Annotated in this window: 14 protein-coding genes; 7 read left to right on the plus strand and 7 right to left on the minus strand. The window is 52.3% G+C overall.

The features are described 5' to 3' along the window. Window positions 1–95: 95 nt before the first annotated feature. Window positions 96–1,484 (plus strand): cell division protein ZipA, encoded by a 1,389-nt coding sequence (gene zipA / locus BW941_RS02745; RefSeq protein ID WP_076514141.1) that lies wholly within the window; start codon window positions 96–98, stop codon window positions 1,482–1,484. Continuing rightward, a complete protein-coding gene (gene ligA / locus BW941_RS02750) occupies window positions 1,481–3,559 on the plus strand; it encodes an NAD-dependent DNA ligase LigA (protein WP_084188538.1) in 2,079 nt (692 codons plus the stop codon). The genes zipA and ligA overlap by 4 nt, the downstream gene beginning before the upstream one ends. 59 nt (window positions 3,560–3,618) lie before the next feature. On the opposite strand, the gene BW941_RS02755 is transcribed toward ligA, so the two are convergent. Genes BW941_RS02755 through BW941_RS02780 form a run of 6 tightly spaced genes read right to left on the minus strand, consistent with a single transcriptional unit; the run spans window position 3,619 to window position 10,713 of the window. After that, on the minus strand, window positions 3,619–5,322 hold the full coding sequence (locus BW941_RS02755; protein ID WP_076514142.1) for a BatD family protein: 1,704 nt from the start codon (window positions 5,320–5,322) through the stop codon (window positions 3,619–3,621). Further along, window positions 5,316–7,334, minus strand: a complete 2,019-nt coding sequence (locus tag BW941_RS02760) for a VWA domain-containing protein (RefSeq protein ID WP_076514143.1) — start codon at window positions 7,332–7,334, stop codon at window positions 5,316–5,318. The genes BW941_RS02755 and BW941_RS02760 overlap by 7 nt, the downstream gene beginning before the upstream one ends. After that, entirely contained in the window at window positions 7,331–8,314 is a 984-nt protein-coding gene (locus BW941_RS02765; protein ID WP_076514144.1) for a vWA domain-containing protein, read from the minus strand. The genes BW941_RS02760 and BW941_RS02765 overlap by 4 nt, the downstream gene beginning before the upstream one ends. Next, window positions 8,307–8,825: a DUF4381 domain-containing protein gene (locus tag BW941_RS02770; protein ID WP_076514145.1), complete on the minus strand. Its 519-nt coding sequence runs from the start codon at window positions 8,823–8,825 to the stop codon at window positions 8,307–8,309. The genes BW941_RS02765 and BW941_RS02770 overlap by 8 nt, the downstream gene beginning before the upstream one ends. Then, a complete protein-coding gene (locus tag BW941_RS02775; RefSeq protein WP_076514146.1) occupies window positions 8,822–9,754 on the minus strand; it encodes a DUF58 domain-containing protein in 933 nt (310 codons plus the stop codon). The genes BW941_RS02770 and BW941_RS02775 overlap by 4 nt, the downstream gene beginning before the upstream one ends. Then, window positions 9,754–10,713: an AAA family ATPase gene (locus BW941_RS02780; RefSeq protein ID WP_076514147.1), complete on the minus strand. Its 960-nt coding sequence runs from the start codon at window positions 10,711–10,713 to the stop codon at window positions 9,754–9,756. Before BW941_RS02780 ends, BW941_RS02775 begins: the two co-directional genes overlap by 1 nt. 232 nt (window positions 10,714–10,945) lie before the next feature. Here BW941_RS02780 and BW941_RS02785 point away from each other — a divergent pair, with 232 nt between their 5' ends. The 4 genes from BW941_RS02785 to BW941_RS02800 all read left to right on the plus strand — a co-directional run bounded on the left by BW941_RS02785 (window position 10,946) and on the right by BW941_RS02800 (window position 18,257). Beyond that, on the plus strand, window positions 10,946–15,769 hold the full coding sequence (locus tag BW941_RS02785; RefSeq protein ID WP_076514148.1) for an NAD-glutamate dehydrogenase: 4,824 nt from the start codon (window positions 10,946–10,948) through the stop codon (window positions 15,767–15,769). Window positions 15,770–15,829: 60 nt separating this feature from the next. After that, window positions 15,830–16,927 (plus strand): hypothetical protein, encoded by a 1,098-nt coding sequence (locus tag BW941_RS02790; protein ID WP_076514149.1) that lies wholly within the window; start codon window positions 15,830–15,832, stop codon window positions 16,925–16,927. After that, on the plus strand, window positions 16,924–17,148 hold the full coding sequence (locus BW941_RS02795) for a DUF2835 domain-containing protein (RefSeq protein ID WP_245820026.1): 225 nt from the start codon (window positions 16,924–16,926) through the stop codon (window positions 17,146–17,148). Before BW941_RS02790 ends, BW941_RS02795 begins: the two co-directional genes overlap by 4 nt. 89 nt (window positions 17,149–17,237) lie before the next feature. Further along, a complete protein-coding gene (locus BW941_RS02800; RefSeq protein WP_076514150.1) occupies window positions 17,238–18,257 on the plus strand; it encodes a quinone-dependent dihydroorotate dehydrogenase in 1,020 nt (339 codons plus the stop codon). A 115-nt stretch (window positions 18,258–18,372) separates the two neighbouring features. Here the strand turns inward: BW941_RS02800 and rmf are convergent, their stop codons facing one another. After that, window positions 18,373–18,567, minus strand: coding sequence for a ribosome modulation factor (gene rmf / locus BW941_RS02805; protein WP_068437823.1), 195 nt, complete (start codon window positions 18,565–18,567; stop codon window positions 18,373–18,375). Window positions 18,568–18,728: 161 nt separating this feature from the next. On the opposite strand from rmf, the gene rlmKL reads away from it, so the two are divergent. Continuing rightward, window positions 18,729–20,879 (plus strand): bifunctional 23S rRNA (guanine(2069)-N(7))-methyltransferase RlmK/23S rRNA (guanine(2445)-N(2))-methyltransferase RlmL, encoded by a 2,151-nt coding sequence (gene rlmKL, locus BW941_RS02810; protein WP_076514151.1) that lies wholly within the window; start codon window positions 18,729–18,731, stop codon window positions 20,877–20,879. The last annotated feature ends 17 nt before the right edge of the window (window positions 20,880–20,896 follow it).

Consider the following 20,896-nt stretch of genomic DNA (forward strand, 5'->3'; position numbering starts at 1 on the left):
GTGGTGTAATACCCCACACAGGCCAGTATAGCGGTCTGTCTGAGACATCGATAGACAATATTTGTTAGAACACAGAAAGAATTATTGAGGAAAATATGGAGTGGAGCTGGCGCACAGTATTGATCCTGATAGGCCTGTTGGCTATTGCCGCTATCATGGTCGATGGATTCCGCCGCATGAAGCGGGCTCGTGCTGAAGCATTACGGCTGGATATTCAGCCGGGCATGGATGAGTTGGATGACGAAGATTACAACCCTGAGTTACCGGGTACTGTTCGGGTAGTCAGTGCCTCTGCAAAGGCGTCTGCCTCAGAGAAAACGCCAGCAGATGATAGTCAGTTTCAGATTGGTAGCTCATCAGAAAAAGCGGATGCCGCAACTCCGGATTCAGTCCTGCAGGCAGCGGAGCGCCGCGAGCCGTCGTTTGGTAACCATGATGAGGATGAGGTTTCAGCCGCAGACGACCTGAAAATCGGCAGTGCAATCTCGGACAGTGAAGACGAAAGCCCGCTTCAGGAGGCTTCTCACAAGCATTCTCTTGAGGCTTCTTCTGAGCCATCGGGCGTATCGACACAGCCAAAAGTACATTCAGAACCAGCAGCGCAAACGACTCCGCCGAGAGCGGATATTATCCCGACGGTTAAGCCTGTCGACCTGAATGAAAAGGTGCCGGTGCTGCTGGACGTTGAAGAGTTGGGGGACGAGCGTAGTTTCGAAGAAGGTATCGTTTCTCCTGCGCGAGTCGTTTCTCCGGCAGTACAAACGGAGCCTGTAGCTAAAACTGATCCTGCGCCGACCACAGACGATGTGATGTCTGACGCTTATCAGGATTCAGAGACTCATGAGCAAGCTGAAGCGTCATCTCCTGTCGGTTCTTCAAAGGAGAGCGACGAGACCTACCAGACCTCAGAAGTCGAAGATCCGGAATATATTGAAGATCCGCACCTTGATCAGGAAGTCGAGAGCATGCCGGAAGAGCCGGTTATCTCGCAGCCCGTTAATTATGCGGGTGCCAATGCAGAGGTATTGGCCAATCGTCCCGACCCGGAACTGGTGCTGGTGATACATACCATCGCTCGCGAAGAAGGTGGTTTTAACGGCAGTGATCTGTTGTTCCTGTTTAACAGCTGTGACCTTCGTTATGGCGAGAAAGATATTTTCCACCGTTTTGAAGAAGCTGATGGTGAGGGGCGAATTCAGTTCTCGGTTGCACAGGTGCGTAATCCGGGAACGTTTGATCCTTCGCATATGGCAGATCAGAGCTTTATGGGGCTGAGTTTCTTCATGAGCCTGCCGGGGGCCAAACGCCCTCTGGAAGCGTACGAAGCGATGTCTGAAATGGCGATGGTGGTTTCCCGTAACCTCAATGCTGATGTGCTCGACGAGTCACACAGTGCGATGACGACTCAGACGATGGAACATGAGCGTCAGCAGATATTGGAATATGAACGCCAGCAACGGCTGGCTGCGAAAAAACGAGTATGAGCCAGCAAGATATGTTTTCAGAGGCGCCTTCATCCGGCGCCTCTTCTACTTCCGCACCTGAAGATAAAATTCAGGAATTACGCGACCAGATAAATCACCATAATTACCTCTATTACGTGCTCGACGAGCCGTCGCTCCCTGATGCTGAATATGATCGCCTGATGCGTGAGCTACAGGCGCTGGAAAGTGATCATCCTGAGTTAATCACCTCTGACTCGCCCACGCAGAGGGTCGGTGGAGCACCTCTCTCAGGTTTCACTGAAGTTCAGCATGAACGGCCTATGCTGTCATTGGACAACGCCATGAATGCAGAGGAGTTTGCGGCGTTCGATCAGCGCGTTCGTGATCGCCTGAAGAGCAGTGAAGACATCGAGTATGCCTGTGAGCCAAAGCTGGATGGTCTGGCGATCAGCCTGTTGTATATCGATGGTTTACTGGAGCGTGCAGCGACGCGTGGTGACGGCGAAACAGGTGAAGATGTCACCCAGAATGTTCGCACGATTAAAAATATTCCTCTGCGTTTAATCGGTGATGATGTGCCCGAGCGCATTGAGATTCGCGGCGAAGTCTATATGCCCAAGGGAGGCTTTGAAGCCTACAACGAACGTGCGCGGGGGCAGGGTGAGAAAGTATTCGCTAACCCGAGAAACGCGGCAGCGGGCTCGCTGCGACAACTGGATTCCAGTATCACGGCGAAGCGTCCGCTGGAATTCTGTGCGTACAGTCTTGGAGTGGTCAGTGAGGAATATACGCTGCCAGAAACTCACAGCGCGACGCTCGAACAGATCCAGAAGTGGGGGCTGCGCATTAATGAAGAAATGCGAGTTGTAATTGGTCGTGAAGAGGCTGAAAAGTTTTTTGCTGGCCTTGGTGAAAAGCGTCTGGGTCTGGGATACGAAATAGACGGAACTGTCTTCAAGGTAAACTCTCTGGCATTACAACAACAGTTGGGTTTTGTCGCCAGAGCACCGCGTTGGGCGATTGCCTATAAATTTCCGGCGGTAGAAGAATTAACAGAATTATTGGGCGTTGATTTTCAGGTTGGCCGTACCGGTGCCTTAACCCCTGTAGCGCGTTTAAAACCTGTGCATGTGGCCGGCGTAACGGTCAGTAATGCAACGCTCCATAATATGGATGAAATTGCCCGGTTGGGCGTAAAAATCGGTGACACCGTTATTATCCGACGTGCAGGGGATGTGATTCCTCAAGTCGTTTCTGTTGTTGAAGAACGTCGTCCCGATACTGTGACTGATATTCAGATGCCGGATGCTTGTCCGGTCTGTGAGTCACATGTCGAGAAAGTAGAGGGTGAGGCTGTCGCTCGCTGTACCGGCGGGCTGGTGTGTTCTGCTCAGCGTAAAGAGGCGATTAAACATTTTGCTTCACGAAAGGCGATGGACGTTGAAGGCCTGGGCGATAAGCTGATCGAGCAGATGGTCGAAGCGGGCTTGATTGACACTCTCGATGATCTGTTTCATTTGTCCGTTGAAGATATCGCCGGGCTTGAACGTATGGCTGAGAAAAGTGCGCAGAACGTATTGAACGCTCTTGAGAAATCGAAGCAGACGACGCTTGCACGCTTTATTTATGCTCTCGGTATCCGTGAGGTTGGCGTGGTTACGGCCAATAATCTTGCCGGTTATTTTGGTTTTCTTGAGCGCATTATGTCTGCCACGCATGAACAGCTGGTGGCGGTAGATGACATTGGCGATATTGTGGCTGCACATATCGTTAATTTCTTTGCTGAAGAGCACAACCGCGCGGTAATCGAGCAGTTGCAGAAAGCGGGCATTCATTGGGAAGAAAAAGAACCCGTCAGCAGTGCCGAAGACGCGCCTCTTAATGGTAAAACCGCGGTCATTACCGGCACACTGTCGGATATGACACGAGATGATGCCAAGGCGGCACTCGAGGCTCTGGGAGCTAAAGTCACGGGCAGCGTATCGGCAAAAACCGACTTTCTAGTTGCAGGTGATAAAGCGGGCTCGAAACTCGCTAAAGCGCAGAAACTAGAAGTGACGGTGTACGATGAGGCAGGGTTTAAAGCCTTACTGGACGAGCTGAACAGTCAATAAGACTGCTCAGCGCGCTCATGAAAACCGAGCATAAGAAACTGAGCAAAGCCTGATAATGCTCAGTAGAGTTCGGGAAGGGATTCCTGATTTTCCTGCGATTTGTTTGCTTTCATCGCTCTTTCGATTAACAGCGTAATACTACTTCCATTAAAAGCGCTGTTTTTATCGGCGCTGTAAAGAGTCGCATCCAGCTCAGCCAGAGCTGCGCTTAACCTGACATCATTCAACCAGACCTCAGCCTGAGCAAGCGAGGTCATCGGGCGTCCTGATGCCGCTGAAGCCCAATGAATAATGTTTTCACGGATGGCCTGAGCATTGTTCTCGCGGGCAGACTTTTTAAGCTCTCGCCAGTAGTAGTGCTCGTCTTCTTTTTGTTTTTTATCGGCGGCTTCTTTACGAGCCTGATGATCCGGAACTACAGATGCTGCACTACTCGAAGGTTGGCGCAGCATCAGCCAGGCAACCACTGCTAATAACAGACCATTCATAACGACAGAGGCACCCAGTGCAAGTTTCCAGATCCCTGAATCAACGGGTAGTTCGCCAGCGACTGGTTCGACAGGGGGCTCAGAAATGCCGGGTGAAGTTTGAGAAGAGGGCGGCGCAGTCGCTGCTGGAGTGACCGTGATTACGTGCTCGGGCAAGGTTGCGTATTCGACTTTGTTTTCCAGTGTGTTCCACCAGGGGATACGTACCTCGGGCAGAATAAGCTCACCGGCAGCTCCCGGTACCAAGGCGACGCTTTGAGTAATCGTGGTCACAATGCCTTGTTCTGAAATAGAGCTGTTGTCCTGAGTCTGGTCCGGGTAGTAACGCAGGCCTTCTACTTCTGCCATAGGGACGGGGGGGACCTGGCCGGAATTCAGCCCGGTCGCTTTGATAGTAAAAGTACGGGTTACTGGTTCGCCTGCCTGCCACTCGGTCGGAGGCGTACTGAATGTTTCTTCCAGAACAAAGCGGCTGGCCGGAATCCATGGCGCTTGCGGATAACTGTCAGGAATCGGATTAATGGTTAACTCGATGGGTTTGCTGACGATGGTTTCTGCTGAGCCACGGAAGCGGTTATAGCGGTCGGTAACACGCGCTGTGAAGCGCTGCCCCGGTATTACTAATGTGCCTGAAGATTCAGGGAAAATAGCGTAGCGGCGTTCGTAAACACCGATACGCTGACCATCAACCACGGTAATGTGTTTCTTCGGGTCCATGAGAGGTTGAACGCGGGCGTTAGCAACTTCGAACTCAGACAGAGAAGCATCATCGTGATTCACTGTGTAGTACATGCGCTCAATATAAAGCAGCTGTTCCTGTACGTAGTGAGTGCCGCTGCTGACTTCCACTTCGAAGAAAAAATGCTCGGACTTTTCGGGTTCTGTCGTCGCTGTGTCTTCGACATTGATGCGAATAGGATCACTGTATTCGCCTTTGTATGACAGGGCCGGAATCAGTACTTCGCCCGTCCGGCGGGGTAATAATTCAACTTCCCAGCGGGTGGTTGAGGTACTTTTACCATTAACGTTTGAGCTTTCTTTGCTGATGCGTGGGCGGCCGACGACATTCCAGTCGCGCTCCAGTGGCGACAGGTCTGGCATGTCGGTCGATAACAGATTCAGAAAGCCACCCTGGCTGTCGACATGCTGCAGTTGCAGAGTCACCGGGTCTGAGCGGCCAATCTGTTTGCGATCAACGCTTGAGATAAATTCAGCCGCGAGTACCAGCTGGCTGGTTATTAATAGCGCTGCGGTAATAATCCAGCGGATTACCATAAAACATCCTCTTCCGTCTGATCTGCATTCTGGCGGTACTGATATAAAAACTTCCGTTGCATCAGCAGACCCGGGTTATCTTCGACCTCGTTGAGTACAGACTCCATCGCCGCTTGCTGCTCGCGGGACAGGTGGCTGAACTCTCCATTCTCTTCATTGCGCTGTTGCTCTGCGACCGTTTGTTTCTGGGCCTGACCTTCATCGCCGTTCTGTGATTCCTGCTGGTCTTCCAGACCGCGATCTCCGGATTTTCCGGTCTCAGGCTGTTGGGCTTTTCCTGCTTTCTGCTGTTCTTGCTTTCCGGCTTTTTCTTCAGCCTGCTTCTGGGCTTGTTCTTCGGCCTTTTTCTCTGCCATTTTTTCAGCCATGTTGTCAGCATAGGCATCATCAGCTGACTCCTGTTCAGAGTCCTCTTCAGAGTCTGAATTCTGGTTATCTGAGTTCTGACCTGAAGAACCGTCTGAATTTTCCGAGGAATTGCTGTTGTTCTGACTATTGTTATTCTGACTACTGTTGTTCTGATTCTGGTCTGAATTCTGCGACTCTGATGAATTGCCCTGTGAGCTGTTCTCACCATTATTTTGCGAGCTGTCCTGTTGCTGGTCGTTCTGAGAATTCTTGTCAGAATTTTCAGAATCACCCTCAGAGTCAGACGACGATTGCTCCTGCTGCTTCATTGCTTCTTCGACAAGGTCGAGATTTTTCTGCGCTTGCGTCAGGTCAGGATCTGCTTTCAGTGCATCACGATAGGCTTCAGCCGCCTGTTCCAGCTTGCCTTGTTGAGCGCGGGCATTGCCCAGGTTGTATTTCGCTTGTGCAGAATCACTTTGCGTAAAGGCCTCTTCGGCAGCTTCGTAATTTCCGGCGCGGTAGTGCGCTGTGCCTTTCCACTCAGGGTTATTGAACAGCTCAGCAGCTCGGGCCGGGTCGCTCTCCATAAGTTCAGCGGCTTGCTGGTTGTCCGTTTTCCAGGCGTTCGCGCTCGCCGTTTCGGGGAGCAGTGGCAGGATTAAAACAAGGCTGAAGAGTACACCCCGGCGAAAGCCTGCAACGGCGATGGGGATCAGCAAAAAGGTCAGCCAGTAGCCTGCATCCTGCCAGGTTTCGAATGTTGTTTCCTGTGCGTTGGCGTCGTTACTCCCGGGAAGACTGTTGGTGAGGCTGCGCCAGTCACTGTCGTTATAACTCATGGCCCGCCAGCGGCTGCCTGTAGCCTCATACAGTGCCTGCATCGGCGCGGTATCCAGCTTTGGCAGGACGATGGTGCCATCTCCCTTTTTGAGAAAACCCTGCTCGCCAATAGGGACGGGGGCCCCTTCAGCCGTACCGACGGCAATCAGGCTAAGGTCAATCGAGTCACCAAGAGCGAGAGCAATGCGCTCGACGTCTTTGTTCTGGATACCGTCGGTAATCAGCAGGGCGGAGGCTTCATTGACACCGGCATCCGTCATTAGCGTTTGAGCCTGAGTCAGAGCTTTATCTGGTCGGCTACCGAGTTTCGGCATGATCTCGGGAGACAATGATGTCAGCAGGTGCTCAACGGTTGCTTTATCGTCAGTAAAGGGCACGACAGTATGGGCTTCGCCAGAGTAGGCGATGACTGCAGTGATGCCATCTTCACGGCCACGGACGATGTCGGTGGCTTTGCGAATTGCCCGGGTGGCGCGATCAGGCGCGACATCGGTTGCGTTCATTGAAAGCGACATATCAATCAGTAGCACCAAAGCATCCGGGTTACTGATCACAGGCACCGCTTTGCGCTGCCAGCTTGGGCCGGATATGGCGACGATGGCGATGGCTGAGGCAATGAATATGGCAATCACGCCGAGGATGGACGATTTACCTGGTGTGCGGTCGAGCATGTGTGCTTGCAGTGCGGGATCAATCAACTGATCCCAGCGACCTTTGCGCAGCGTCCGCTGTGCCAGCCAGACGGTCATAACGACAGCCGGAATAAGGAGGATCAGCCAGATAGAGCGCATAAAGTGAATGTTATTCAGAAACTCACTCATGACAGACCTCGTCGTACAAGCACTAGCTGAACCCAGCCAAGCAACAGGGCAGCAAGCAGCGGCCACTGAAACAGTCCGGACTCAGGTCGGTAAGTTTTATTCTCCCGCTCGGTCGGTTCCAGCTCATCAATTAAGTCGTAAATCTGGCTCAGCTCTTCAGTATTACGAGCGCGGAAAAACCGTGCCGAAGTCAGGTCGGCGATACTTTGCAGCTCGCCTTCGTTTAATTCACGTGACGGGTTGATTGTACGACTGCCGAAGAAGCTTGGGACTTGCATGCTCTCAGCGCCCAGACCAATGGTGTAAATTTTAATGCCCAGCTCAGAAGCCAGTTCTGCGGCTCTGACGGGGTCTACTTTACCGGCCGTGTTTTCTCCATCGGTCAGCAGAACAATCACCTGGCTGTCTGACGGATTTTCGCGCATACGCTTGGCGGCGAGGGTAATGGCATCACCGATCGCGGTTTGTTTCCCGGCAAGTCCGAGTGCCGCTTCATTCATAAAGGTACGCACGGTTTCACGGTCGAACGTCAGTGGTGCTTGCAGATAGGCGTTCGAGCCAAACAGAATCAATCCCAGGCGATCGCCTTCGCGCTGATTAATAAAATCGTTCAGCACGTGTTTAACAATTTCGAGGCGATTCACCGGGCGATTATTCAACTCCATATCAGCGGTATCCATACTGCCTGAGATATCGACCGCGAGCATAAGGTCACGCCCCTCTGCGGGCAGACGAATCGGTTCTCCGAGCCAGACAGGGCGCGCCAGCGCAAACACCAAGGCCAGCCAGGCTAGCGCTGGCACTACCCAGCCGATACCACTCGCGGTGTTGTCTTGTGTACTGCCTGATGTGCTGTTCCAGTCGTTCAGGTCTGGCACTTTAAGGGCAGCGTCTTCCTGAACTCTGGCCGGTAGCAGGTAGCGCGCAATGAATGGCAGCACCAGAAATAGAAACGCCCATGGGAACTGAAATTCAAACATGGGGCGCCTTCCTGCCAGTATTCGAGACGCCTTTGCGCACCCGTTCTGGCGTTGTTCTTTTTAACCACTGACGCAGCTCACTGTCGATTAATTCAATGGCCAGCTCAGGTTCACGTCGATATGAGCCATGAGCCAGTGCATTGATTGTCTTACCGGACAGTGTCGCCCTGGGGTTGATGCGGTTCAGGTAGGCCGTCCATTCCTCTCCGCTGAGTGATAGTTGGCTGTTTTCGTCACAGGCCTTCAGGTAGCGCTTCAGTGTTTTGTTCAGGCTTTGACAATACCGCGTTGAGTCTTCGTTCTCAGCGTAATCATTTTTTGCCTGATCGAGCAGCGGCAACGTGAGCGTGAGCATCGCACGATGTCGGTGCCAGCGAATAAATAGCCATGTCATTGCGGCAACGACAGCAACCGCGACGGCTGCACTGGCCCACCACCCCCAGGCCAACGGAAATAATCCAATGGCGGCGGGTTCAATGATGTCTTCTAACGGCAGGGCACCCGGGTTCATACTGTGACTCCGGACAGATCTGCGCTGAAGCCCATCCCCTGACGCAGACAATCGAGAGGGTCCTCGTGGGTCTGAACATCAATTAATGGTGCCTGCAGGTGCAGCAGCGAGTGCTTCAGTTGGTTAGTTCGTTCCTGCCAGGTATTGAGCTGCTCGGCGCTGTCCCGGTTGCTGATGCTCAGTCGCGAGCGTTGTCGGCCGTCGGTCAGAACGTAGTCGCCCGCAGGCTTCTGAATTTCCAGTGGATCAATGACGCGTATAGCAATCAGGTCACAGTGCCGGGAGACGCTATACAAGGCTCGCTCACACTCTTTATCAAAGCCCTGCCAGTCGGAGACGATATAAACTGCAGATCCCGGGCGTGCAACGCGGGCCAAGTGACGGCAGATATCAAGCATGCGCGGTTGAGCGGCTGCGGCTTCTGTGACGGGCATTTCAGCCAAACGATGCAGGTAGGCCATCAATGTTTTCCGGCCGGTGTGCGGGCGCAGATCGAATTCGTTGGTATCATTGAATATCAGGCCGCCAACGCGGTCTCCCTGCATGGCCGCTGCCCAAGCCAGCAGGGCTGAAATATCAGCTGCGACCACTCGCTTGAGTGCACGCCGGGTACCGAAGTTCATGGAACTGCGCAGGTCAGTGACCAGCAGTACGGGACGCTCCCGCTCTTCGCGGAATACTTTGATATGAGGTTCACCGGTACGAGCAGTGACGCGCCAGTCCATTGAGCGGATGTCGTCACCGGGTTGGTATCCCCGAACTTCCGCAAAATCGATGCCCCGGCCACGCAGACGAGAGGCATGAGTGCCCGATTGCTCGTTCAGGATTTTCTTCTGCCGGTGCAGTGGCAGAAGGTTGGCCAGCACTCTCAAACCCGCAAGGCGAGCGGGGTTGATCACTGTTCCATCAGAAAACTCGCGGCGGATCATCAGGCTACTGGTACCCGCGACAGCAGTTCGTTGATGACAGTATCTGTGGTCAGGCCACTGGCTTCGGCTTCAAAGCTGAGCAGAATACGATGACGCAGCACATCGTGCGCTACGGCACGTACGTCATCGGGGCTGACGTAATCACGCCCTTCAAGCCAGGCATAGGCGCGGGCGCAGCGATCAAGCGCAATGGTGCCGCGAGGGCTGGCGCCAAACTCGACCCAGCGTGCGAGATCATCGCCGTATTTACCGGGTTCACGTGTCGCGATGATAAGTTGCACCAGATATTCTTCGACGGCTTCGCTCATGTGCATCTGCAGTACCTGGCTGCGAGCAGCGATCAGGTGTTTCTCGGTCAGTTTACTGCCATCGTAGTCTTTATGAGCCAGCGCTTCGCCACGGGCCAGACGCAGAATCGACTGTTCTGCGCTGGCATCCGGGTAATCAATTTTTACGTGCATCAGGAAGCGGTCCAGCTGAGCTTCAGGGAGGGGGTAGGTACCTTCCTGCTCAATTGGGTTCTGCGTGGCCATGACCATAAACACTTCAGGTAGTGCACGTGTCACACCGCCGACGGTTACCTGGCGCTCGGCCATGGCTTCAAGAAGTGCACTCTGAACCTTCGCCGGTGCCCGGTTAATTTCGTCGGCGAGAATCAGGTTGTGGAAAATCGGCCCGGCCTGAAAATCAAAGCTCTGCGTTTCAGGGCGGTAAATCTCGGTGCCAGTGATGTCTCCCGGCAGGAGATCGGGCGTAAACTGAACGCGCTTGAATTCACCTTCCATGCGGTCAGCGAGCGCGTTAATGGCTTTGGTTTTAGCAAGGCCAGGTGCGCCTTCTACCAATAAGTGACCATCTGCTAGCAGTGTCAGGAGCAGGCGCTCCACTAATTGAGGCTGACCAATGATGGTTTTCTGTAAATTATCACGGAGTTGTTGGAACCCGTTCTGTAAGCTCATCTGAATCCAGTCCTGATTCTTATCGGTGTGTTGGCCTCTGTTTTACAGAGTGACAAGGATTTTAGAGATTCCGCAGTGGCGGTCAACGCTCTGATCACGCCTTGTTAATAAAGTTATCTGCATGTCCGTAAAGTAGCGTAAACATTCCTTGCGTACGCTCAAGTGGCAAAGCTGGCAGATGGTCTAAGCTTTAGACATAACTATTACTGGAACCCTGTGGCGAGTGACTGCAATGCTTACACCTTTACACGCTCTGATCAACGAACGGAATGACTCTTCTCTTGCGTCTCAGTTAACGCGATTCGCAGACCTGTACTACTCGGGTGCGCCCTCGGATGAAGTTCTGAGTCGCTCAGTAGAGGATCTGTACGGGGCAACGTTGTCGTGCTGGCAGTTTATCCAGAATAGATCAGCAGGCGAGCCAAAGGTACGCGTATTTAACCCCGACCATGAAAATCATGGATGGCAGTCGCTGCACACTGTGATTGAAATCGTCTTCGACGACATGCCGTTTCTGGTTGATTCCGTGCGAATGCAGCTTAATGCTCGTCAGATGTCGTTGCACGCCATTCATTACTGCGTATTGCACGCTGGGCGCGACGATAAAGGTCACTTCAAGTCGACCGGTCAGTGGCACAAGCCGGGAAAAGGGAAGACGCCAGAGGCCATTATCTACATTGAGGTAGATCATCATTCTGACGAGCAGTTGATGGCCGATCTGGCACAGGAAATAGAGGAGGTGCTGAGTGAGGTTCAGCGCTGTGTCCGCGACTTTCCTGAAATGCTGGAGAAGGCGAAGAATACAGCTCAGGAGCTGCGTGACGCCTGCACAGTCAATGACAAAGAAGCCTGCAGTGAAGCAGCTGAGTTCGTCGACTGGATGGCCTCTAACCACTTCACTTTTCTGGCGTACGATGAGTTCACTGTCAGTGACGCGAAATCGGGTAAGGTCGTAGATCGAGATCCAACGCATGATCTTGGGATTTTCCGCAACATAGACACCACGCGGTCACGGGTTCAGCTGAAGGAGCTTGAACCTGAAATTCGCGAGTTTATTACCGGTCCTTCATTGATCAACTTTATGAAGTCCGGTAACCGCAGCCGTATACATCGTCCTGCCTATCCAGATTATGTCGTTGTAAAGCGATTCGATAAACATGGAAACGTCGTCGGTGGTATGCGCTTCATGGGCCTGTTTACTTCGATTGTTTATATCGAAACCCCGAACAATATTCCGATTATCCGCCGTAAACTGACAGCGATTCGTGAGAAGTCCGGTTTTGAGCGTTCGAGCCATAGCGCGAAAGAGCTGGATCGTATCCTTGAAGTGTACCCACGCGACGAACTGTTCCAGTCCGATGTTGACCAGCTCTATAAGACAGCCAATAGTGTCCTGAATATTCAGGAACGACGCCAGACAAGAGTGTATCTGCGAAAGGACACCTACAGTAAATTCCTATCGTGTATCGCATACACGCCGCGTGATGTGTACAACACAGAGCTACGTCAGAAGATGGAAGATATTCTGACTCAGGAATTCAGCCCACTCGATATAGAATTCAATACTTATTTTTCTGAATCGGTTCTGGCCCGGACCCATTTTATCGTTCGCCTGAATCCAGAGAAAGAGCTGAGTTACGACGAAAATATTGTCGCCAACAAAATTCGTCAGGTGGTTCGCTCCTGGACTGATGATTTACATGCTGCGCTGGTGGAGCAGGTGGGTGAAGAGCGTGGCAACGTTCTTTATCATGAATACCGCTCTGCGTTCCCTGCAGGTTACCGTGAAGACTTTTCTGCTCGTACTGCCGTCGCCGACATCCAGCATATGGATACACTAAAATCGGCTGCGAACGGTGAGCTTGGTATGTCTTTTTATCGGGAGCTCGAAGGCGATCAGAACCAACTCAGGTTCAAGCTGTTTAACCCGGACACCATTCTACCACTGTCTGACATTATTCCAGTGCTCGAAAACTTCGGCTTGCGGGTGATGGGCGAGCACCCTTATGAAATTGTCTGCAGTGACAGTCGTCGTGTCTGGATTCATAATTTCTCACTGAAATATACTCTGTCTGACAGCATTAATATTGCTGAGGTAAAGCAGGTATTTCAGGATGCCTTCCGTGCTATCTGGGATGGCCGGGCTGAAAACGATTCGTTTAACCGGCTGGTGCTGGGTGCCAAGCTTGGCTGGAAAGATATTGCGCTGCTCAGAGCCTACGCACGCTATATGAAGCAGATCCGCTTCGGTATTTCTGAGAATTACATCGCCGACACATTGAGCCGTTATATTCCGATCAGTGCCCAGATCGTTAATCTGTTTCATGTGCGTTTTGGTCTTGGTGAGCAGTCTGCTGAGGATCGTGACCAGGCAGTCGCTGAGGTCGAAAATAAGATTCATGAAGCGCTCGACGATGTAGATCAACTTAACGAAGACCGAGCCATCCGTCGCTATATTGAGTTGATCAAAGCAACGCTGCGTACCAACTACTTCCAGCCGGATGCGGATGGTAAAACAAAGAGTTACCTTTCATTCAAAATCAAGCCGTCAGAGATCACCGACATTCCTCTGCCGCGCCCGATGTTTGAAATATTTGTTTATTCTCCCCGTATCGAAGGTGTGCACCTACGGGGCGGGAAGGTCGCCCGTGGCGGTTTACGCTGGTCTGACCGCGTCGATGACTTCCGTACCGAAGTGCTCGGTCTGGTAAAAGCACAGCAGGTGAAAAATGCGGTGATTGTGCCTGTCGGTGCTAAGGGTGGCTTTGTGTCGAAATGCCCACCAACCGAAGGTGGACGTGATGCCTTTATTGCTGAAGGTGTGGCTTGTTATCAGACCTTCATCAGTGCACTTCTGGATGTCACCGATAACCTGATTGAAGGTGAGATCGTTCCTCCTGAGTCGGTGGTTCGACACGACGAGCCTGACCCGTATCTTGTTGTTGCAGCAGATAAAGGCACAGCAACCTTCTCAGATATTGCCAATGAAATTGCGGTCAATCGTGGCTTCTGGATGGGAGATGGTTTTGCTTCCGGTGGCTCGGTGGGTTACGACCATAAGAAAATGGGCATCACAGCACGCGGTGCCTGGGTATCCGTGCAACGTCACTTCCGTGAACGCGGTGTGAATGTTCAGACGGATGACTTTACTGTCGTGGGCATCGGCGACATGGCCGGTGATGTGTTCGGTAATGGCATGTTGTTGTCTGAGCACATTCAGCTGGTTGCTGCATTTAACCACATGCATATTTTTATCGACCCTGAGCCAGATTCAGCCTCTAGCTTCAAAGAACGAAAAAGACTGTTTGAGCTGCCGCGATCCAGCTGGGAGGACTATGATAAGTCTCTGATATCCAAGGGTGGCGGTATATTCTTACGTTCGGCAAAGAGTATCGATATTACGCCTGAAATGAAAAAACGTTTCGGTATTAAAGAGAGTAAGCTTGCCCCGAATGAGTTAATTAAAGCGGCGCTGAAAGCTGAAGTCGACCTGATCTGGAACGGTGGTATTGGAACCTATATCAAAGCGTCGTCCGAGCTGGACTCTGACGTCGGTGATAAAGCCAATGATGCACTCAGAATTAACGGCCGGGACGTCCGTGCCAAGGTTATAGGCGAAGGGGGCAACCTCGGTGTGACTCAGCTCGGTCGTATCGAGTTTGGACTGAATGGGGGCGCGTCTTACACCGACTTTATCGATAATGCCGGTGGTGTTGACTGCTCTGACCATGAAGTAAATATTAAGATCATGCTGAATGAGATCATGGATAATGGTGATCTCACCCGCAAACAGCGGAATCAGGTTTTCCTCGAACAGACTGATCCTGTTGCTGATCTGGTACTGAACAATAACTACCATCAGACACAGGCGATAGCGCTTGCATATCGTGACTGCCGCGAACGCCTCGATGAATATATTCGTCTGATGAAAGACTACGAGCAGCAGGGCAAGCTAAATCGCGCACTCGAATTCCTACCAGATGAAGAAGAGTTACAGGATCGACGCAACGATAATACGGGGCTGACGAAACCCGAGCTTGCTGTACTGATTTCATACACCAAAGCGGATATGAAAGAGCGTTTAAATGCGTCGAAGATTACCTCAGATGAATACATTTCGAAGATTCTGTCGACAGCGTTCCCAGATGCATTGAATAAGAAATTCTCTGAAGCTATTAACAATCACCGCCTGCGTAAAGAGATCATCGCGACTCAGTTAGCGAATGACATGATTAACCATATGGGTATCACCTTTGTGAACCGCCTGGGCGATTCTACTGGAGCCTCGATTGTTGATATCGCACGGGCCTACGTAACAGCACGAGATACTTTCTCGTTGCATGAACACTGGCGGGAGATCAGCGCGCTGGACTACCAAGTTCCTACGGCGGTACAGGAAAATATGATGGCAGAGCTGATGCGCCTGGTGCGACGTGCTACTCGTTGGTTCCTGCGTAATCGTCGTGTTGCGGTCGATATCGCCAGCGAAGTCGAACGTTTTGGTACAGCGGTTCGACACATCGCTCACAACCTCAACTCGACCCTGAAAGGCGATGCGCTTAAGCGCTGGCAGCAGGACTTCGATAAACGCCGTGAGCAGGGCGTACCTGAGACGCTAGCGGCATTTACTGCCGGTGCCGGAGAACTTTATTCTTCGCTGGGTATTATCGAAGCGGCGGCTCAATCTGACTGTCCGGTTGAACGTGTTACTCAGGCCTATTTCGGTGTTGGTGATCACCTGTCGCTTAACTGGTTCTTGCGTCAGATTAATGATCTGCCCACGAGTAACCATTGGGAAGCGATGGCACGTGAAAGTTTCCGTGATGACCTTGATTGGCAGCAGCGGTCCTTAACTGTCGGTATCCTTAAAGGACATTCTGACGAAACGGATCTCGAACTGGCGATTGAGCACTGGGAGAAAGAACAGGACATCCTGGTTGAGCGCTGGGGACGTATGCTTGAAGACCTCAAGAGTATCGAGCAGACCAGCTTCCCGATGATAGCGGTCGCTCTGAGAGAGCTTCTGGACCTTGCGCAAGCGAGCCGCCACGCCTGAGATTTGATCTGATGCCTGCGCCGGTGCAAACTGCGGTTTTCACTGGCGTGTATTCAGGTTTTGATCAGATTACTAGTTCTTCCGTTTCTGCTGTCGATACTTCTTCCTGTTGTTGCGAAGGCCGCAGAGGTTGATCATTTCAGCCAGTTGCCTGACGTGGACATGGCCGATAGCCGTTCGCTTCTCAATGCTGAAGTGGCGCAGCGGATTGACCGTGCTCTGGTACGAGCTAACCGCAATGCCCCACACCTCAAGCCTCGTAAAGTTCAGCGTGTTCCCAAGCAGTCGCGTTGTGATGTGGACCGCCTCTACGACTCTTTCCGTGTGTTATTGGCCCGGCCAATTGTGGGTCAGGTCGAATCGTTTGCTGAGCAGCATCCTGCTCTCGATCGTATTCGCATGACTCTTCCGGATTCTATCTATCGCGACTTCACCTGGCCGCATTCTCCGACCCTCGTTCTGTCTGAGCGGGTGGCGTCCGTCGTTCGTGTCGGCGAGCACTTTGTCGGTACGGATAAGTTCGGGCACTTCTTCACCGAAGGTTACAGCTACTTTCGCGAAACGGAGAGGATGACTCTGCCGCTGAAGCAGGCTTTCCTATTTGGGGAGTGGACTGAGTCAGTCTATTTTGGTGCTGAAACCACAGGGGTGTATTCGTTTGCTGATCTGGTCGCTAATTTTAACGGCCTCAGGTTCTGGAATCGTATTCTGTCGGAGTACCCGGACCCACTGTCAGAGCGGGCACTTCCACCTTATGTTACTTGTGAGGATGAAAAGTGGGTCGTTGCGGCAAAATTCGACTGGCGTGAGTACATTGATCCGGCCTGGAATGAGAGTGTTAACTGCTCGATGATGCGTACACTCGGCCTGCTCGAGAAAGTACTGAATACCGGGCCTGTGTGTAATCCAATGCTGCTGCCCTGGCAGCGTTATGGCGAACTGGCGCCTGTGCTTTTTAACCAGCACGGTCTTGCGGTGCTACCGGATTATCTTCAGCCCGAGGTTATTCTGACTCAGCGTCACCCTGAACTTATGACCGAAAGCCGTATTTCCTGGATAAAAGGCGTTCGGGAGTGGCTGGAAAAATGGCGTATCCGGCAGGATGTGAAGCGTGAACAACGCGCCGTTGCGGGTGATCGGCAGGGAGTCGCACCATGATGCAACGAATCATTGTCGACCTGAATATCAGCAGCGATGAGTATCTCCGCTACTATCAGGGCGATGCCCGGACGGTACTGGCGTATTCAACTGACGGTAGGAAAGTACGCTTTCCGGCAGGTGTGCTGCAGCGCGTTGTTACCCGTGATGGTGTGCGCGGACGCTTTGCGATTCTGTTCAACCAGCAAGGCAAATTCGAGGGAATTGAGCGCGTCGGCTGACTTTTTAGCCGAGAGGGATCTACAGCGGCCGCATTAGTCCCTATAATGCGCGCAAATCTATTATCACCCTGATGTATTGAGAGATAGCTATGAGTTGGTACAGCCTTGCCCGACAGTTCCTGTTTATGATGGATGGAGAAACATCCCATGATCTGGGGCTGAAAATGCTGGGCAGGGCTGAGAAGCTTGGTGTACTGGGCTTACTGGCTAAGAAGGTGCAAGATCAGCCAGTAATCGTTGCTGGAATTACCTTTCCGAATCCGGTCGGACTGGCGGCGGGGCTGGATAAAAATGGCGATTACATTGATGCTTTTGCGCGCCTGGGTTTTGGTTTCATTGAGATCGGTACTATCACACCGCGTCCACAGCCTGGTAACCCAAAGCCGCGTCTGTTCCGTTTGCCGGAAGAGCGCGCCATCATCAACCGCATGGGCTTCAACAATAAAGGTGTTGATCACCTCGTTGAGCAAGTAAAGAAAGCGAAGTTTAAAGGTGTGCTGGGCATCAACATCGGCAAGAACTTTGATACCGCTGTTGAAGAAGCGACATCTGACTACCTGATCTGCCTTGAGAAGGTCTATCAGTACGCCACCTATATCACGGTCAATATCTCTTCACCAAATACACCAGGGCTGCGTACCTTGCAGTACGGCGATGCACTACGTGACCTGCTGATGCCGTTGAAAGCGCGTCAGGCCGAACTGGCAAAGGAGCATGGCTACAAACCAATCTTCGTGAAGATTGCGCCCGATATGGAAGACGCAGAAATTGATACTGTGGCGCAGACGCTTCTCGATTGTGAAATCGACGGCGTCATTGCGACCAACACCACCTTGTCTCGTGAAGGCGTTGAAGGCTCTAAACATGGCTCAGAGGCTGGTGGTTTATCCGGCGCGCCGGTGACTGATCTTTCAACCATGACCATTGAGCGACTGTGTGGTGTGTTAGGTGATCGTCTGCCGGTTATCGGCGTTGGCGGTATTCTTGAAGGTGAAGACGCGGTTGATAAAGTACGTGCGGGCGCGTCTCTGGTGCAGGTTTACTCTGGCTTTATTTATCGTGGTCCAGAACTGATCGGTGAGTGTGTACGCTCTCTCAGTAAAGCCTGATTAAATAACAGCAGATAAAAAGCCCGGCAAAGCCGGGCTAAGCTCCCCGGGTGGGGGAGGCGTGAGTCTGACGAAACTCGTCAGGAGTGGAGTAAAATTCTTCAGTGGCGGGTAATTACACCGCCATTCGATGAATACCAGAAACGCCGGTATAACCATCCCAGTTGTCTTCGCGTCCGGATCGCCAACCAGCCATCCAGTCGTCGTGTGTTGGGCCTGCTGGGGCCAGATCTTTGGAGCGGCGTTCTACGCCTGCCCGGTAGCCACGTGCAAAGGCTCTTTCCTGCATGTCGCGTTTCTGTCTTTTCATAGAGTTGCTTCCTCGCTGTTATTAAAACATCGGTTAGCCACAGAAAAATCGGCGGACCACGTACAGTTGTACCGTGACAACACGGTGAATGTTAATGAATTATTTCTTCTAAGTGATAAGGTTTTAGCGCCTTTTCGCTATTACCCTGAGTGTATGAATGTATGAGTGACGTAGAATATAACGATCCAAATACCAATTGGCTGGCTGTTTGTGCAAAAGGCACCGAGGCACTGCTGGCCGATGAAATCAGACACTTAGGCGGAAGTGTTGATAAAGAAAGCCACATAGGCGTCTATTGGCATGGTGATCTCGAAGCGGCGTACCGGGTGTGTTTATGGTCACGTCTCGCCAGCCGATTGCTGCTTCCATTACTGGAATGTCAGGTAGAAAGCGCCGATGAAATGTTCAAAATGGCGAAGACGGTCGACTGGCCCTCTTTATTTCCTGTTGAAGCCACGTTCCGTATCGACTTTCACGGCAGCAGTCGTTTTATCAACAACACTCAGTTCGGCGCGCAGCGCATAAAAGATGCGGTGGTCGATGTCTTCCGTGAGCAAACGGGCGTGCGTCCATCGGTCGATAAGTCGGGCGATATCCGTATCGAAGCCCAGTTACGCAAAGGACGTCTGTCGCTGTTTCTGAATGTCTCCGGGGACAGCCTGCATCGCCGTGGCTATCGCTTACAGCCGGGTAAAGCACCGCTAAAAGAAAACCTGGCCGCAGCCCTGCTGATCCGTGCGGGTTGGCCTGAGTTGGCAAAAGAGGGCAAGACCCTCGTTGATCCTATGTGTGGCTCCGGCACCTTGCTGATTGAAGCCGGGCTCATGGCCGCGGATGTTGCGCCAGGGCTTAACCGACAGGGTTGGGGGTTTGATCGCTGGAAGAGCCATGAGCGTAAGCTCTGGATGAAGCTGGTTGATGAAGCACGCCAGCGTCGTACCGATGGCATCAATGCTATGAAGAACCGCCTGTATGGCTTTGATATTGATTCTGAGCAGCTGAATGCGGCCAACAAGAACCTGGAGCGTTCAGGGCTGGCTGGCAAGGTGCATCTGGAGCGCCGCGATATTAACGATCTGCGCGTGCAGAAAGAGGTGATACAGCAGGGCGGTATGGTGATTTCTAACCCGCCTTATGGTGAGCGCCTGAGCGAATTACCTCAGCTAGCGCCTTTGTATCAGCAATTGCATGATGCCACCATGAAATTGCCTGAGTGGCGTGTTGCTATCTTTACCGGCAATACGGACCTGGCCCGCGCTATCCGTCGCCCTCTCGATAAACAGTACAAGTTTATGAACGGTAAGATCGAGACCAAGCTGCTGGTTTTCGGGGCTGCCGATGAACGCTCATCACGACCACAGCCGAGTGCGATACGTGGCCCGGTAGAAGCGTTTGCCAATCGCCTGAAAAAGAACATGAAGAACCTCGGTAAGTGGGCAAACCGTGAGAACGTTCATTGTTATCGTATTTATGATGCGGATATTCCGGAATACGCGGTGGCTGTCGACCGCTACGAAGACTGGCTCCACGTTCAGGAATACGTACCGCCTAAGTCGATTGACCCTCAGGTCGCCGAAAAGCGTCTGCTGGATGTTCTGGCAGCTTTACCTGAAGTCACTGGCGTGCCTGCGGAGCAGATTGTACTTAAGCGCCGTGAACGTCAGAGTGGTAAACGTCAGTACGAGAAGCAGAGCGATGAAAAGCGCACCTTGACCGTCCGCGAAGGACAGGTGAGCGTGCTGGTGAATCTTCGCGATTATCTCGATACAGGCTTGTTCCTTGATCACCGGCCGACGCGTCTGTATATCGCGAAACAGGCGAGCGGTAAGCGTTTCCTTAACCTGTTCTGCTATACGGCGACAGCGTCGCTGCATGCCGCGGCAGCCGGTGCTAAGACGACCAGTGTGGACATGTCGCGGACCTACCTGAACTGGGGCCGGGATAACTTCCGTGCGAATGATCTGAACCCGGACGAGCACAGCTTTATTCAGGCCGACTGCCTGCAGTGGCTGAAAGACGACACCGGCGAGTACGATCTTATCTTTATGGACCCGCCGACTTTTTCAAACTCGAAGCGTATGGAAGGCGTACTCGATATTCAGCGTGACCACGTTGACCTGATCCGCATGGCGATGGACCGGCTGGCACCGGGCGGTACACTGATCTTCTCTAACAACCTGCGTAAGTTCAGCCTCGATCGTGAATCCCTGTCGGAGTTCAGCATCCGTGATGTGACGGGCAAGTCGATCCCTAAAGACTTCGAACGTCGCCAGAATATTCATGTATGTTTTGAAATCTCGTACCGCGATTAAACTTTAAGTTTGGCTTA

Source organism: Thalassolituus maritimus, assembly GCF_900156675.1.
Lineage (GTDB): Bacteria > Pseudomonadota > Gammaproteobacteria > Pseudomonadales > Oceanobacteraceae > Thalassolituus > Thalassolituus maritimus.